Raw genomic sequence first — 15,459 nt, 5'->3', positions numbered from 1 at the left:
TTTTGTAATTTGTCAAGTTTTCCAATAATATATCTCTTTTTCCCCTTCTATTTTACCTTTTTTCTTTGTTACTTTTCACTATTCATTTTCCTTTTATTTCCTTCTGTTTTATTGCATTTGACAAATTATGATGATATAATGTAGCATAGGCAAATAGTTAAAGGAGGATTTCTTGTGGGTAATGTAAAAAAGGCCGAAAAAACGGCAAATAAGAAAAAACAGAGAAAGAAAACTCAGTCAGAAAAAACTACAAAAGCGGGTTTCTTTTCTTCTATTAAATCAAAAATTGTCATGCTTTTGACCGGTTCTGTTTTGGTAAGTATTGTATTCACAATCGCTCTTATTATTCCATCCGTAGGAAATAATACATCAGCAATAACCAAAAACTATATGAAGGATATGACATCTGCCTATGGAAATATTTTAGATCAAAACATTAGTATTTCTATTATGTACTTATATGCAGACCGCTTGGAAACTTTATTAGGCGATGCAGGCATCGAGGGAATGGACAGCAGTTACTTCTATGTTACTTCTGCCGATGGAACCATTTTGTATCATCCTGACAAAACCAGAATAGGATCACAATCAGAAAGCATCATGGTTCTAGACCTTGTAGATAAACTTGCAAACGGAGACGTTCCAGAACCAGGACTTCAAGAGTATAACTATCGTGGTACGGACAAATACGCTTCCTATTACATAGCCGGAAAAGGAAAAGCTATTTTAGTTTTGACTATTGATGAAAATGAAATTATGGCACCTGTCAACAAGACTTTCTATCGTGCAATTGCTGCAGGTATTTTTAATATGTTATTCCTTGGCATTTTAGGATATTTTATTACCGCCAAACTGACCCGTCCGATTTTACAGGTCACCAACCTTATTAATCGCCTGGCAAATATGGACTTCCGTGAAGATTCTCACACAAAGAAAATCAGCCGTCGAAAAGACGAATGTGGTACAATGGCAAAAGCAATTATTATTCTTCGCGAATCTTTAGTGAATGTCATAACGGATATTAAAAATCAGAGCGCTATATTATATGAAACTTCTGCTAAGCTAACCGGAAATGCCACCACTACAAGTGGTACAGTCCAAAATGTAGAACAGGCTGTTTCTGAGATTGCCTCCGGAGCTACCAATCAGGCCCAGGAAACACAGAAAGCAACAGAAGATATTGTATTAATGGGCAACATGGTAGAGGATACCAATTCTCAAGTATCTGCTTTACATCACGCAGCTGATGCGATTAAGGCGTCCAGCGATACTGCTAACAACACACTTCAGGAACTGGATATTATTAATAAGAGAGCAATTGATTCTATCAACGTTATTTACGAACAGACTCATACAACCAATGAATCCGCTCTGAAAATCAAGGAAGCCACCTCGTTGATTGCCTCCATTGCAGATGAGACCAATCTACTTTCCCTGAACGCTTCTATCGAAGCCGCCAGAGCCGGAGAAGCCGGTCGAGGATTTGCTGTTGTTGCATCCCAGATTCAAAAACTTGCAGAACAGTCTAATGATTCCGCAAGACAGATTGATGAGGTTATCTATGCTTTATTGGAAGATTCCGAAAAAGCTGTAAAGACTATGGACGAAGTAAAAACTATTATGGAACAGCAAAGTGAAAATGTTTCCAAAGCCGGAACAGTATTTTCACAAGTAGAAACCGGTATTACCGAATCCATCAACGGTATTGCTCAAATTGCTGACCGCACCAATAAATTAAATTCTACCAGAAACGGTATTGTAGATGTAGTTCAGAATCTTACTGCCATTGCACAGGAAAATGCAGCAAGCACCGAGGAAACCTCTGCTGCTGTTATCGAAGTAGCTAACGTAATGCAGGAAATTTCAGATCATGCACTGGAATTACAGGAAATTGCTTCTACACTGGAAAAGAATATCAATATCTTTCAGATTTAATCTCTAATAAGCAAAAGAAGCTGTCACTTTATGATTGATAAAAATCGTAAAGTGGCAGTTTTTTTGTTATAACCAACAACACTCTCATGTTTCATTCCTCTAACAAAATTCTAAAAAAATGAAAAGTGACGGATTTGTAATAAAGAAGTCACCTGCTTGTCATTTTGAAGCTTTAAAATACAAAACATAAAAGCAAGCATACAAAAAATAATATAGAAAGGCAGGAAAACCATGAAGAAAATAGCTGTTTTAGGAAGTACTCCGACCGAAAAAGAAATCTTTAAAAAATACGCTACATTATATCAAGTTGAACTTCACTTTTACAAAAACATGGACGAGATGTGTCAGACAGGTAGTGAACATTTATTAAGCATTAGCCATGCAGATCATATAAACAAAGAAAATCTTAGACGTTTGAAACAGGCTGGCGTGAAATATATCTCCACAAGAAGTATCGGCACAAACCACATTTGCACAGAAGAAGCAAATCGCTTAGAAATCCAAGTGGAAAACGTAGCGTACTCACCGGAGAGCGTTGCGGAACATACACTAATGTTAATACTTATGTCTCTTCGCAATATGAAGAACACAGAGAAAAAGATGGAAGCATATGATTATAGACTTCCCCAGAAAAGATTTAAGGAACTGAAAGAATTAACCGTTGGTGTGGTTGGGACAGGACGCATTGGACAAGCTGTAATTAGACTTTTAAAAGGATTTGGCTGCAAAATTATCTGTTACGATAAGTACCACGTACAGGGACTGACCTATGTTCCTTATGAAGAACTTTTATCTAAAAGCGATATTGTAAGTTATCACATTCCTTTAGATAAAGATAGCTCACATATGTTGAATAAAGGCAATATTCATTTTTTAAAAAAAGGGGCTTATATCATCAATACGGCTCGTGGAGGGTTAATTGACACTCCAGCACTAATTCACGCTTTAGAAAATGGTGATGTTTCGGGGGCCGCATTAGATGTACTGGAAAACGATGAACTATTTTTCTACAAATCCTGTGAAGAGGTCGAGACAAACATTGCAAAACTCTGCCAAATGGAGAATGTGATAATTACACCTCATAGCGCTTTTTATACGGAGCAAGCATTAGAAGATTCCGTGAAAAATAGTATCTTGGGATGCATAGAGTATACACCCAAGCACTTATCAGAAAAAGTACCGGAAATATTTTCGGGTCAATTAGTAAAAAACTTAAAGGAAAGAGAGGACATGATTTATGCTTAAGGTTTTAGTTTTATTCGGAGGTTGTTCAGAGGAACATGATATTGCAGTAAAATCCGCTACAGAGGTTTATCATCATATTGATAAAACAAAATACGAGGTGACTTATGTTGGAATTACCAAAAATGGAGAGTGGCATAAAGTAACAAGTCCCGAACAGCCATTGTCTGACAGTCATGTAACCGCTATTTTGTCACCGGACAAAAGCATGAAAGGTATTTTATTATTAGAAAACAACAACTATACTTTTCAACCAATTGATGTGATTTTCCCTGTTATGCATGGAAAAATGGGCGAAGATGGACAGCTTCAGGGAATTATGGAAATGTCCGGCATTCCTTATGTGGGTTGCGGAATTGAAGCATCTGTAATCGGAATGGACAAATCTTTCGCACATCTGGTGGCCCAAAAGGCCGGAGTGCGCGTTCCTTGGTTTATAACAACAGAGTGTGTAGAAGACATTAATCCGGACGCGTTGCCGTACCCAGTCTTTATCAAACCAGCCAGATCCGGTTCCTCTTTTGGAATTAGTAAAGTAACATGCAAAGAACAATATCAAGCCGCTATAGAAGAGGCATTAAGATATGATAGTAAAGTGTTAATCGAAGAAGCCATTGTAGGTGCAGAAGTTGGTTGTGCAGTTATGGGAAATGGTAATGCGCTAATCACCGGTGAGGTAGACATGATTCAAGTTAGCAACGGATTTTTCCGCATCCATCAAGAAAAAAATCCGGAACAGGGGTCTGAAAACTCTTCTATTAAAGTACCCGCTCCATTGGAAAAAGAACTAACCGAACGCATTAAAACCGAAGCAAAAAAGGTGTACCAGGCAATGGGCTGCAAAGGACTGGCCAGAGTAGATTTATTCTTAACAGATAACGAGGAAATCATTTTAAATGAGGTAAATACATTACCGGGGCTTACCTGTTATAGCCGATATCCTCGTATGATGCACGCAGCCGGCATTGATTTTACAGAAATGATTAATCGATTAGTTGAGTTAGCACTCTAAACGCACACTTTGACATGAATAAATTTTGTATGAAGGAGACAAGTTTGAAACAAATAAGTAGAGGCCAGCCAAGAAATAAAGGGCATAGCAAACAAACCATCTTTCGGTGGCATAAAAATTAAATATAGACACAACACCTAATCAGGTAACAGGAACAGCATCATCTTTGATGACATATCCTCGTTGTTTAAGTAAATTAAGTGCCTGTGAAGTGGTCAGTACTTTTGATTCATTCACAGGACGTGATGCAAGAAAACCTTCTGGTGTATATGGTTTTAAATCTGTGAGTATGTGCCAGATAGCGGTCAGGATCATACGGCAGATAGCAATGATAGCTTTCTTGTGACCACGACGTGCTTTTATACGTCGATAACGGGTAGTAAATTCAGGATTTTTCTTCGATTTGATTAAAGCATTTGCAACTTGCACCAAAACTGGTTTAAAATAATAACCAGCACGGGAAATCCTAGTGGATTTGATTTTTTGATTGCTTTGATCATTGCGAGGACAGCATCCTGCCCATGAAACGAGGTTTTTAGCTGTGGGGAAGACAGACATATCACCTCCGATTTCAGAGAGCACCTGAATGGCAGTCATTGGGTTCTTATCGAATCCTGGTACGGTTCGCATAAGATTAAGGACTTTTTCGTATTTATCACTGAGACGAAAGATTTCCCGTTCTATTTCTGCTTTGTGCATTTCTAATTCATCGATGTGATTAAGACATTGTCTGAGTTTCACAGCTTGTTCGGTAGAGATAGTGCCATCAACAGCAGCTTGTATTTCTTCGATAGGAGTTTTACATCTGCCATCAACAAATGGTGCTACATCAAAAGTTTCCCCAGGGTGTTGTAAAATCTGTTCCGTAATGGAACGAGAAGATTTACCAAATATATCAGTAAAGACATCATCCAGCTTAAAGTTAGAGACAGTAAGACAGTTATGTGCACGATTCTTCTCACCGGTAATCATGCAAGTGAGTTTGAAACGGTATCTTGCTAAATCTCTTAATTGACGGATATCAGCCGGAGGAATAAAGGAAGGCTGGACCATGCCACACATATATAGATCACAGATCCATTTAGCATCCTTACGATCCGTCTTATTACCTTTTTGAGGCTTGGTATATTTGGGATGAGAAAGAGTAACCCAGATGTTATTCTTCTCTAAGATATTAAAAACTGGAATCCAGTATTTGCCGGTAGATTCCATACAAACGTCGTTACAGTTATATTTAACAAGCCAATCACACAACTCTTGCAAACCTTTTGTAAAGGAAGAAAAGCGAGCTTGTTTATACTCAGTACGACCGTTGGAATCAGTAATACCGATGCAGGCATAGATCCAGGTTTTGTGGACATCAAGCCCACAACAATTGTTTTTGAGAATTTTAAACGACAATAAAATAACCTCCTGAAATTTATAGTTATAAGCTGACATTGACTGATCATCCGGCAAAATCGAGTCGACTTTGGAAGAGATAAGTTTACGGGCTACTGTTATGCGCCAATCATTGATGCCTTAACGGATGACCGACAACATATACAAATGCGAGGTCGCCGCTATACAGCCCCGCCACTCACCTCCACGTGTTCTGTAGTGTGTCAGTCTTATAAGAAGAATATATCAGAAGGAAAATAGATTAGAAAAGCGGAAGTTCACCAAAATGTTTCATGAAACATTGGTACCTTTCGCAGAAAGGCGGATTATACAAATGAAACAGAATTTTGTATTTTTAGATGAAGCTATCCCAGGAATCAGATGGGATGCAAAATATGCCACATGGGACAATTTCATGGGAATGCCTGTAAATGGATATAAAGTAAATCGTGTAGTTGGAACCGTTGAAATGGCAAATGCATTAAAGAAAGTAAACGAAATGGCACAAAAAATGGGATTAGGACTTCTTTTATGGGACGGATATCGTCCGGTACGAGCAGTATCTCATTTTATGGAATGGACGAAGCATAGCAAAGATGAAAGCCGTAAATCAAAACACTATCCAAATATTGATAAGAAAACAATGATTGATGACGGATACATAGCAGAATATTCCGGTCACAGCAGAGGTAGCACCATCGATTTGACATTATATGATATCGAAAGCCAGAAACTTTTAGATATGGGTGGAGACTTCGACCTAATGGATAAGGTATCTCACTATGATGCACAGGGAATCACAAAAGAAGAACATAAAAACCGTAAACTCCTTCGTGACCTTATGGAAAAAGGCGGATTTGTTCCTTACGAGAATGAGTGGTGGCATTATTCGTTAAAAAACGAACCATATCCGGATGTTTATTTTGATTTTGTAATTGAATAAAATAGAGAAACGGAGCTACGCATTATCATCAATTCATGTGCCAGCTCCGTTTCTTACATTTCTTTTACAATACTTTTTACAACTTTCTTACTTTCTCAAGAAAAATATTCCTGTAACACGGCATTAAAAATCTGTTCATCCTCTTCTTGTTTTTTTAACTGCTCTATCTTAGCTCTGATTTCCTCTTCCTTTTCCATATGCTGCGCATTATTGGTTTCCTCTTCCTCCGTAAGAATCACATCAAAATACGCCTGCATATTCGCTGTAATGCTTTTTAAACTTGTATTTAATCTCTTTATCTGTTTTAAAATCCCTGTTAACAGGCACAGCATCGCTATTCCAATCACTGTTTTCAGCCCGATATTTGCTATCTCTCCGTAATTTTGCAGTACCTCTGTTACTGTACTCATAATCCCGCCTCCTTTTCTTCTACTATTATAATGAAGTTTCTTTCTTTTGAAAAGTAGGACAAGCCCTCTTTTCATCGCATGTTTCGGGCTTTTTCGACGACATGTTTCCCTTGACTTTTTTATAGAGGAGTATAAAATAGTGAGTAATGATAATTTGAAGAATAATTTTGGAGGTTCTAATGAAACGAATCGTACTTACCGGCGGTGGAACTGCCGGACATGTTACTCCTAATATTGCATTACTTCCCCGTTTGAAAGAATTGGGATATGATATTCACTACATTGGCTCTTACGAAGGAATGGAAAAGAAACTGATTGAAGACTGCGACATTCCCTATTATGGCATTTCTTCCGGAAAACTACGTCGTTACTTTGATATCAAAAACTTTTCCGATCCTTTTAAGGTACTAAAAGGCTACGGTCAGGCTCGCAAACTTTTAAAAAAATTGAAACCGGATGTGGTCTTTTCTAAGGGCGGATTTGTATCTGTTCCGGTTGTCTTTGCAGCAAAACACTGTCACATTCCGGCCATTATCCACGAATCGGATATTACTCCGGGACTTGCCAACAAACTCGCAATTCCAAACGCCTACAAGGTATGCTGCAACTTCCCGGAAACTTTAGAATATCTTCCGGCAGACAAAGCAATACTTACCGGTTCTCCAATTCGAAGCGAATTGTTAAGCGGAAACCGCCAACATGCATTGGATTACTGTCATCTAACCGATGACAAACCAGTCATTCTTGTAGTAGGTGGCAGTAGCGGTTCACTGTTTATTAACGAAATTGTCCGTGGTATCCTGCCAGAGCTTTTAAAAACCTATCAGGTCATCCATTTGTGCGGAAAGGGCAATCTGGACAAATCCCTGCACGGTACAGCAGGTTATGCACAATTTGAGTATGCAAATCAGGAATTAAGCGATATGTTTGCTCTTGCGGATATTGTAATTTCCCGCGCCGGCGCAAATTCCATCTGTGAATTACTTGCATTACATAAGCCAAATATTTTGATCCCACTTTCTGCCAACGCCAGCCGTGGAGACCAGATATTAAATGCAAAATCCTTTGAACAGCAAGGATTTAGCATGGTAATTGAAGAAGAGAACTTAAGTAATGTAGTTCTTTTAGATGCGGTACAGAAACTTTACGAAAATCGGGACCAGTACATCACTGCCATGAAAGAGAGTAAACAGATGAACTCTGTAGAGACTGTAGTTCAGATTATCGAAGAGGCAGCAAAGAAGTAAGAACAGAAATAGGAACGGGAAGATTTAAAATAAATCTTCCCGTTTTTTACAAACACGTTTTTAAAAATTAAATTCATTTTCCCACGGAAAAGTTGCAGATTCCTCTAAACTTTTCGGCCAATGAGAACACCAATCCGGAACCGTAGGATTTTCTATTCTGTCAAGACTAGGGGTATATGGCTTGATATCAAGAACCGGTGTATTGTCATTTGCATCAATATATGGAATCCGGATAATGCCTTTTTGATAATCGATACTAATAACCTCTACTGCAGTCAATGCGATTGGATTCGGACGAATCGGAGACCTCGTAGCAAAAATGCCCATTTTCTCAGGCGCCCTTTTATAAGGCTGTTCTGTATCTAAGATTGACCTACACTCTTTACTATCAAACTCACTGAACCACCAAAGAACATTGATGTGACTGAATCCCTCCAGCGCGGTTAATGCCGGAATAAATTCATCCTCAAGCTGAATAAAAATACCATTTTCACTGTTACAGATTTTCCCAATAGGTTTTACTTCATAAGATGTCATATTTTTTCCTCCTTCTTTTGCCTGTAAGCAAATTTTAGACCCTCACACCATGTGAGAGTCAACGAGAAAAAACGTTTCTAAGTTATTGCATTTCTAGTGGTATTTGTATTTCGGTCAAGTATTTTTGAGGATTTTCTTCATTCCATGGTCCTCGGTGTACAATTTGTCTATCCGGTCCACTCATTTTATATTGTGTATTCCCCTGTAACCAATTAGCAAAACCGCGATAAGCTCCTGCGATATTCGAAAATTCACCATATACCATTGTGCATGCCATAATGGGAATAGCTTCTGTATAGCGAAATTGAAAATCCCCCTGACTGTTTCCTGCCTTTTTTACTGGCACACATAATTCAACATCAACATTTTTCTCTTTATATTCCTTATCATGATAAATAGAAAATGTATTACACGAAAAATCTATATATGGTTTGATATGTTGCATTTCAGCAAATTCAGACAATTCTTTCCACAATTTACCCTCTGCATAATAATCCCGAATCACTCTGCGTAACGAAAGTACAAGATAACTGGGAATAGATTTTATGGCGATATTGTAATGCATTTCTCCTGTTCCTTGTAATAATTCTTGTTTTGCCAAAGCAATTTTGGAAAGTTTCTCCTGTTCATTCTGTATGTTTTGCTGAATTTCTAGATACTTTTTATCTAATTGTTCCGCAATAGAATTTTTGTCATCATTATTAAGAGCCACTGCTATTTCTGCAACACTAAATCCGCTGTCTCGAAGATATATAATTTTATTTAACACCGGTATTTGTTCTACAGAATACATTCGATACCCCGTCCATTTATCAACCTCTGCCGGTTTTAATAGGCCCATTTCATCATAATATCTTAGCATTCTGACCGATACTTGTGTCAATTTTGAAAATTCACCGATTTTAAACATTATAACCTTCCGTTTCTTTTATCATATATCAACTTTGATATGCTTCATTTAAAAAGGAGCTATCACCTCAGCGATAGCTCCTTTTTGATTAAATATTTAATAAATCACTATATTCTTTCAGCGCTCCATCTGTTTCATGTGCTAATACACGCTTTGCTAATACTTTTCCAAGCTGTACGCCTTCCTGATCGAAGCTGTTGATATTCCATACAAATCCCTGGAACATAACTTTATTTTCAAAGTGTGCTAACAGTGCTCCGAGGGTCTTAGGATTCAACTGATTACCAATGATGATACTTGATGGACGTCCACCTTCGAAGTTCTTATTGCGATCTTCATCTGCTTTACCACAAGCAAAAGCAACAATCTGAGCAACAACGTTTGCACACAGTTTCTGCTGGCTTGTACTATCCTGAATCAGAACGTCTCTTCCCATCTGATTGTTTTTAAATCCAACAAACTGAAGTGGCACAATATCAGTACCCTGGTGAAGTAACTGATAGAAAGAATGCTGACCATTTGTTCCCGGCTCACCGAAAATAACAGGGCCTGTCTGGTAATTTACCGGCTCACCAAAACGGTTTACGGATTTTCCGTTTGATTCCATATCAAGCTGCTGTAAGTGAGCTGGAAAACGGCTCAATGCCTGAGAATATGGAAGAACTGCTGTATTCTGATATCCTAATACATTACGCTCGTAAACACCAATCAACGCATCTAACATTGCAGGGTTTGCAAGTAAATCTTTATTCTTCGCTAATTTGTCTTCTTCTGCTGCACCATCTAAGAACTGTGCAAATACTTCCGGTCCGAATGCCAGTGATAAAACTGCACCACCTACTGCAGAAGTGGAAGAGAAACGTCCTCCAATATAATCATCCATATAGAAAGCAGCAAGATAATCATCGCTCTTTGCTAATGGAGAGGTCTCGCTTGTAACTGCAATCATGTGCTTAGATGCATCTAATCCTGCGTTCTTTAACGCATCTTTTACAAAAGATTCGTTGGTTAATGTCTCAAGTGTTGTACCGGATTTTGAAACAAGTACGAAAAGTGAATGCGCTACGTCAATGGTATTTAACACAGCTGCTGCATCATCCGGGTCCACATTACTGATGAATTTTGCTTCCATTTTAAAGGTATTATTTACTTTTGCCCAATTCTCAAGTGCCAAGTACATTGCACGAGGTCCAAGGTCACTACCACCAATACCAATCTGAACAACAGTTGTAAATTTCTCTCCTGCTGCATTTGTAATCTCACCGTTATGCACTTTGTTTGCAAGCTCTGCAATTCTCTTCTGCTGCTCTACATAAAAAGTACGCTTATCCACGTCATCTGCTACAACAGCTTCTCCCAACTGTCCACGAGTCATGTGGTGAAGTACACGACGTTTTTCTCCGGTATTTACAACTTCTCCGTTGTAAAGAGCCTCAAACTTCTCTATCAGTTGAGTCTCTTCTGCTAATTTTGCAAGTGCTGCGAGCACATTGTCATCCACCTGCTTTGCAGCATAATTATAAACAAGTCCTTCTCCCATAGATACACTGTATTTCTTTACACGCTCTGCGCCATTTTCTCCGTTCATAGCTTCTGCCAGATTAACACGCGCTACCTTGGAAAGTTCCTGATATGAATCAACTGTATCCAAATTGTTCCAATTAATCATGATTTGTGCCTCCTTAAATCAATATCTCATAACTTCTCATCGCAGAAATTATACTATTAAATCGTTTTAAATTCAAGCATAACAGAAAAGTAGTCTCCTCTACTGTTTGAATTATTTTCCTATTTTATTAATTTCTGATGAATCTCTTCCAATTCTTCCTCACTCAATTCCACATGATTCCAACAAAGCTTATCCTCATTTCCATCGTTTTTATAACGTGGAATCAAATGCATATGGAAGTGAAATACAGTCTGCCCTGCAACTTCTCCATTATTCTGTATTAAATTAAATCCATCACATTGTAGTGCATCTGTCATCTTCTTTGCCAATTTCTTTGCCAACTTCATGGCATCCGCTGCGACTTCCTCCGGTATCTCATAAAGATTTGCATAATGTTCCTTTGGCAAAATCAAGGCATGTCCCTTAGTTGCCGGACTAATATCCATGATAACCCGAAACTGTTCATCCTCATAAATTGTTTTTGACGGAATCTCTCCTGCTGCAATTTTACAAAAAATGCACTCTGCGTCTCTCATTCTGTTACCTCCTACTTAACCTAATACAAATATCTGATCTAACATCTTCAACGTTTTAAAGTTACCCTTCGCTGTCATTGCCCCTGTCATAAATGCCCTCTGAAAGGTCATTCTTCCCTGAACGATTTCCTCCATTACAGAAGATGATAGCTTGGCCAATACATCTACCTTATCTTCCTGACCATAATGAACACTTAATTCTTCATTATGAACATTAATAGTCAACGGTTTTTTCTTTCCTTCTATCATAAAAGTATAGACTGCAGAAAAATCCTCCTGTGGTTCAAAACCATCTTTCAATTCCCGGATATATGCCAAATCTTCTTCCGTCTCACTTTTACCCATCATATTCTTGAACATACTGGTAAGCTCTTCGATGTCTTCCTTCTGTTTCTTCACATAGTTATCGTTAGATACAAATTTTGAGAGCTGCTCACTTTCCTGTGGTGTTAATTCCAATTGTTGTGTTCGTAATACGGACTGTTTTACCGCCTGATTGCTCGTAGGCAGATTCTTAATCTTCTGAGAAATTGTCCGATAGAGATTTTCCGCCTTCTTCTCAATAATAAGTGTATAATCATGATTCATTTCAAAAGAAACCAAATCATCTACATATCCGCACAATCCTGCACAAGGAAGTCCTCCTAAAATCTCCCATGCATTAGAAAGAGTAAGTTCTCCTTCACGTTCTCCGTATGTAGTGGACATTACGATTGGCTGCATATACGTTGTCGCTATCTTTTCCTTATCCGCATACAACCAACAAGCATCCAGAAACTGTTGCATATAGCCCCCGATTCCAAGCCACTCTACTGTTGTTGCCAAAATAATTCCATCTGCATCCTTAATGGTCTGTGGCAAAGTAGAGATGCTATTCTTATGCTCAAATATATTATAACGTTCCACATTTACTCTTAACTCTGTCAATACTTCCTGCATTTTATTAATGACGTACAACGTCGGATCATCCATCAATCCTCTTCCGCCATAATAGATATTTACCTTCATATACTGCCTCCAATTTTTTCACTATCCCTAGTATATAAATTTTCGCAGATAAAATCAATCTATTTCAATAAAATACATACTCTTCTACGCCAAATCGCACCTTGTCATTTCGCTCTAATTTCGCACTCCTATGATATTCCAAAAACTCTCCATTCAGATATGTTCCATTGGTAGAATTTAAATCTTCTATATAATAGGCTCCTTCCTTCTGAATAATTCGTGCATGTATCCGGCTGATTCCCTCTGTTGCTATGCTTCCATCCACCTCATCAGAATTGCGCCCGATAAAAAACTCTACGCTATCAATGACCAAATCTGCGCACTCATTCTCCCCCTGATAAATCAATTTTCCCTCTATCCCTTGCTGTTGCTTACAGAGTAATTCTGTGTGATAGACTTTCTGTGATTTTTCCGTTTTCTCTTTTTTAGATGATGTCAATGGTCTTGGAAATAACTTCGGAACCTTACTTTTCACATATTCTTTTACTTCTGATTGAAGTTCTTCTATCTTAGTTGACAAAATCTTTTTCCATTTTCTCTCTTCCGGCTGAGTGTTTAGCTCCTGCGGCATATATTCCCTTTTCCAACTCTTCAATGAACTCTCCTCTGGTTTCTCTACCTTCTCCTCTATAAAATCCTGTTGAAAAGCAATTACTTCTCCCTTGCGCACTTCTTCTAACAAATCATAAATACTGACATTTTCTTTCCGAGACCCTTCATAAATATGATACGCCAGTTCTACACACTCTTTCTCCTGATGGTCTATTTCCCTTAGCACATCCTCCATCCATCTTTCAAAAGTCTCGGGAAAACTGCTTTTCCAAAAGGGTAAATATGTAAAATATACCATCTCATCTTTCAAATCTACATACAGCATCTCCTGCATTAAGCAAATCCTGTCCTCTTGCAATAAAAACTCTGGCATTTTCTCACAGGCTCGCTCCAAGGAAAATAAAATCTTTTTTAACATCTGTGCTCTAATAGGCTTTCCACCAAGATAATCCGCCAACTGTTGCTTTCCCGTAATTTCAAACCAATATTGTACTTTGCCATCCTGTATTACCACTTGTGTTTGCAAAAGTTGAGGAACTTTATATTTTTGAAGAATCATCAACTCATGTTCTTCTATTACATCCTCTGTTGTTTCAATACACATATAGCTTTTTCGCAGATTTCTCTGATAAGTTATATCCACTTCTATTCCTCCCCATTTTTTCCTGTAATCCGCTTCAAAAGTTCCACTTTCCGAAAAGAGTCTGCCGGCTCAAATTCTTGCCACCAACTGCTGTAAACCGTTGTTTCTGTTACTTCTATATATAATTCAATTGTCCGATTTAAAATCAACAACATACACCCTAATACAATAGGTACGATGATTGCTGCTTCTACGGTATAGCTTCCTTGTACTCTCATATTATCCCACTAACATAAATACATACGCCACCAACAAAAATGGCATAAATGCTATCTTCTCCTTCCTCTTTTTCTTCTTGAATACCAGCAGTCCCAAAGACCAGATTCCCGCCAAAAATACACCAATGAAAAATAATTCCAGATTCTGATAACCTCCAAGATACACACCTGTGACCGTCATCAAAATTCCGTCTCCCATTCCTATACTTCCACCACTTAAAACACTGACTGTCATAACAGCAATCCCCAAAAGTAGTCCCCAAAGCATACTGTACACAGAACAATTGGGATAAAACAAATGCAATAGTACGCCTATAATACCAAATACCAATATGTAAGTGACCGTCACTTCCTTATGCTTTAAGTCCTCTACTGCACACACAACAAGCAATATTAACAATACAACACTTTGCATCCTATCTTCCTCCACATCTTGAACAAGGACTTCGCTTCTCTACCTGATTCAACGGTACCATATAAATGGTACGTTTTAGTCCACTGCAATTTAACTTTATATGATAACATTCCCCTTCCTCTGTGATATAAACCATAGGTGTTATTTTTTCTCCCTCCGCACAGCACTCACATGCCCGATAATTTGTCGCTTCCTCAGCTACTACACTATGGATAGATAATTTTAAGTGAGTACACTCCCTGCTTTTATGATAAACACTTCCCTCCGGTGTAATATACACCCATTCCCCACAATTTTCGTTACTTCCATTTCCTGGTATTCCAGTCCATCTACGGCATCTGCTAATTTCTGTTACTTGTAACATTCTATTTTTTAATATCCATCCCGGCATTTTAATCTGATATTCAATTTTCATATTCAAATAGTCCTCAGCCGTCTCTGATTCATCCCAGGAAATGCCCGCCATTCCAAGATTTATCATGGATATCGGACACTGATTTGCTACCAGTTCCTTATAAAATAGAAGTTTTACACTGTTCTCTGCTTTTTCAGGTGTTGTTTCCCGCACCAGTGCCGTCTCTGCTACTGCCTTGTCCAATGCATCCCCTACTATATATTGAAGTTGCATCACCCGGAATAAAAATAGTACCGTCACCATAGCAAACAAAAACCATGGTAATACCAATGCTGTTTCTATCGTCAGACTTCCCTTTTGGAGGGAACGAAACAGTGCCCCATTTTTTAATCCGTTGTGTTTGAGAGAGACTTTTTTGGATTCCTTTCTTTTTATTTGAGGCACTCT

At 38.2% G+C, this 15,459-nt stretch carries 16 protein-coding genes; 5 read left to right on the top strand and 11 right to left on the bottom strand.

The features are described from left to right. The first annotated feature begins 174 nt into the window (after positions 1-174). From BIV20_RS16235 to BIV20_RS16225, 3 genes are all read left to right on the top strand, one after another. A complete protein-coding gene (locus BIV20_RS16235; protein ID WP_083655297.1) occupies positions 175-1,935 on the top strand; it encodes a methyl-accepting chemotaxis protein in 1,761 nt (586 codons plus the stop codon). A gap of 231 nt (positions 1,936-2,166) precedes the next feature. Beyond that, positions 2,167-3,180: an NAD(P)-dependent oxidoreductase gene (locus BIV20_RS16230; protein WP_075721810.1), complete on the top strand. Its 1,014-nt coding sequence runs from the start codon at positions 2,167-2,169 to the stop codon at positions 3,178-3,180. Further along, positions 3,173-4,189 (top strand): D-alanine--D-alanine ligase family protein, encoded by a 1,017-nt coding sequence (locus tag BIV20_RS16225; protein ID WP_075721811.1) that lies wholly within the window; start codon positions 3,173-3,175, stop codon positions 4,187-4,189. The genes BIV20_RS16230 and BIV20_RS16225 overlap by 8 nt, the downstream gene beginning before the upstream one ends. A gap of 141 nt (positions 4,190-4,330) precedes the next feature. On the opposite strand, the gene BIV20_RS16220 is transcribed toward BIV20_RS16225, so the two are convergent. Next, positions 4,331-5,590 (bottom strand): IS110 family transposase, encoded by a 1,260-nt coding sequence (locus BIV20_RS16220; protein WP_083655299.1) that lies wholly within the window; start codon positions 5,588-5,590, stop codon positions 4,331-4,333. 313 nt (positions 5,591-5,903) lie between these two features. Between BIV20_RS16220 and vanX the strand changes: the two genes are divergently transcribed. Next, positions 5,904-6,512 carry a D-Ala-D-Ala dipeptidase VanX gene (gene vanX / locus BIV20_RS16215; RefSeq protein ID WP_075721878.1) on the top strand — a complete coding sequence of 203 codons (609 nt, stop codon included), beginning with the start codon at positions 5,904-5,906 and terminating at the stop codon, positions 6,510-6,512. Between the two features lie 95 nt (positions 6,513-6,607). Here vanX and BIV20_RS16210 read toward each other — a convergent pair whose 3' ends face one another. Further along, positions 6,608-6,922, bottom strand: coding sequence for a hypothetical protein (locus BIV20_RS16210; RefSeq protein WP_075721813.1), 315 nt, complete (start codon positions 6,920-6,922; stop codon positions 6,608-6,610). A 179-nt stretch (positions 6,923-7,101) separates the two neighbouring features. Between BIV20_RS16210 and BIV20_RS16205 the strand changes: the two genes are divergently transcribed. Continuing rightward, positions 7,102-8,169 carry an undecaprenyldiphospho-muramoylpentapeptide beta-N-acetylglucosaminyltransferase gene (locus BIV20_RS16205; protein ID WP_075721814.1) on the top strand — a complete coding sequence of 356 codons (1,068 nt, stop codon included), beginning with the start codon at positions 7,102-7,104 and terminating at the stop codon, positions 8,167-8,169. Between the two features lie 60 nt (positions 8,170-8,229). On the opposite strand, the gene BIV20_RS16200 is transcribed toward BIV20_RS16205, so the two are convergent. The 9 genes from BIV20_RS16200 to BIV20_RS16160 all read right to left on the bottom strand — a co-directional run bounded on the left by BIV20_RS16200 (position 8,230) and on the right by BIV20_RS16160 (position 15,456). After that, complete coding sequence (locus BIV20_RS16200; RefSeq protein ID WP_075721815.1) at positions 8,230-8,706, bottom strand: SAM-dependent methyltransferase; 477 nt, start codon at positions 8,704-8,706, stop codon at positions 8,230-8,232. Between the two features lie 82 nt (positions 8,707-8,788). Continuing rightward, positions 8,789-9,616, bottom strand: a complete 828-nt coding sequence (locus tag BIV20_RS16195; RefSeq protein WP_075721816.1) for a MerR family transcriptional regulator — start codon at positions 9,614-9,616, stop codon at positions 8,789-8,791. An 88-nt stretch (positions 9,617-9,704) separates the two neighbouring features. After that, the gene (locus BIV20_RS16190) at positions 9,705-11,285 is read right to left on the bottom strand and encodes a glucose-6-phosphate isomerase (protein WP_075721817.1); all 1,581 of its coding nucleotides are present in this window, start codon (positions 11,283-11,285) and stop codon (positions 9,705-9,707) included. 119 nt (positions 11,286-11,404) lie between these two features. Continuing rightward, the gene (locus tag BIV20_RS16185; protein ID WP_075721818.1) at positions 11,405-11,821 is read right to left on the bottom strand and encodes an HIT family protein; all 417 of its coding nucleotides are present in this window, start codon (positions 11,819-11,821) and stop codon (positions 11,405-11,407) included. 15 nt (positions 11,822-11,836) lie between these two features. Then, complete coding sequence (locus BIV20_RS16180; RefSeq protein WP_075721819.1) at positions 11,837-12,829, bottom strand: SCP2 sterol-binding domain-containing protein; 993 nt, start codon at positions 12,827-12,829, stop codon at positions 11,837-11,839. A 64-nt stretch (positions 12,830-12,893) separates the two neighbouring features. Beyond that, positions 12,894-14,024: a DUF6382 domain-containing protein gene (locus BIV20_RS16175; protein WP_075721820.1), complete on the bottom strand. Its 1,131-nt coding sequence runs from the start codon at positions 14,022-14,024 to the stop codon at positions 12,894-12,896. A gap of 2 nt (positions 14,025-14,026) precedes the next feature. Then, the gene (locus tag BIV20_RS16170) at positions 14,027-14,242 is read right to left on the bottom strand and encodes a hypothetical protein (RefSeq protein ID WP_075721821.1); all 216 of its coding nucleotides are present in this window, start codon (positions 14,240-14,242) and stop codon (positions 14,027-14,029) included. Position 14,243: 1 nt separating this feature from the next. After that, a complete protein-coding gene (locus tag BIV20_RS16165) occupies positions 14,244-14,657 on the bottom strand; it encodes a prepilin peptidase (protein ID WP_075721822.1) in 414 nt (137 codons plus the stop codon). A 1-nt stretch (position 14,658) separates the two neighbouring features. Next, a complete protein-coding gene (locus BIV20_RS16160; protein ID WP_143524575.1) occupies positions 14,659-15,456 on the bottom strand; it encodes a TadE/TadG family type IV pilus assembly protein in 798 nt (265 codons plus the stop codon). Between the last annotated feature and the right edge of the window lie 3 nt (positions 15,457-15,459).

The organism is Roseburia sp. 499, from assembly GCF_001940225.2.
Classification (GTDB): Bacteria; Bacillota; Clostridia; order Lachnospirales; family Lachnospiraceae; genus Petralouisia.
The sequence above is the reverse complement of the archived record's forward strand: the minus strand, read 5'-3'. Positions and strand labels throughout refer to the sequence as shown.

What these genes read in the sequence shown, in the direction of transcription:
- BIV20_RS16230 (WP_075721810.1), top strand. Translation starts at nt 2,167, where the DNA reads ATGAAGAAAATAGCTGTTTTAGGAAGTACTCCGACCGAAAAAGAAATC.
- BIV20_RS16225 (WP_075721811.1), top strand. Translation starts at nt 3,173, where the DNA reads ATGCTTAAGGTTTTAGTTTTATTCGGAGGTTGTTCAGAGGAACATGAT.
- vanX (WP_075721878.1), top strand. Translation starts at nt 5,904, where the DNA reads ATGAAACAGAATTTTGTATTTTTAGATGAAGCTATCCCAGGAATCAGA.
- BIV20_RS16210 (WP_075721813.1), bottom strand. Translation starts at nt 6,922, where the DNA reads ATGAGTACAGTAACAGAGGTACTGCAAAATTACGGAGAGATAGCAAAT.
- BIV20_RS16205 (WP_075721814.1), top strand. Translation starts at nt 7,102, where the DNA reads ATGAAACGAATCGTACTTACCGGCGGTGGAACTGCCGGACATGTTACT.
- BIV20_RS16200 (WP_075721815.1), bottom strand. Translation starts at nt 8,706, where the DNA reads ATGACATCTTATGAAGTAAAACCTATTGGGAAAATCTGTAACAGTGAA.
- BIV20_RS16195 (WP_075721816.1), bottom strand. Translation starts at nt 9,616, where the DNA reads ATGTTTAAAATCGGTGAATTTTCAAAATTGACACAAGTATCGGTCAGA.
- BIV20_RS16190 (WP_075721817.1), bottom strand. Translation starts at nt 11,285, where the DNA reads ATGATTAATTGGAACAATTTGGATACAGTTGATTCATATCAGGAACTT.
- BIV20_RS16185 (WP_075721818.1), bottom strand. Translation starts at nt 11,821, where the DNA reads ATGAGAGACGCAGAGTGCATTTTTTGTAAAATTGCAGCAGGAGAGATT.
- BIV20_RS16180 (WP_075721819.1), bottom strand. Translation starts at nt 12,829, where the DNA reads ATGAAGGTAAATATCTATTATGGCGGAAGAGGATTGATGGATGATCCG.
- BIV20_RS16170 (WP_075721821.1), bottom strand. Translation starts at nt 14,242, where the DNA reads ATGAGAGTACAAGGAAGCTATACCGTAGAAGCAGCAATCATCGTACCT.
- BIV20_RS16165 (WP_075721822.1), bottom strand. Translation starts at nt 14,657, where the DNA reads ATGCAAAGTGTTGTATTGTTAATATTGCTTGTTGTGTGTGCAGTAGAG.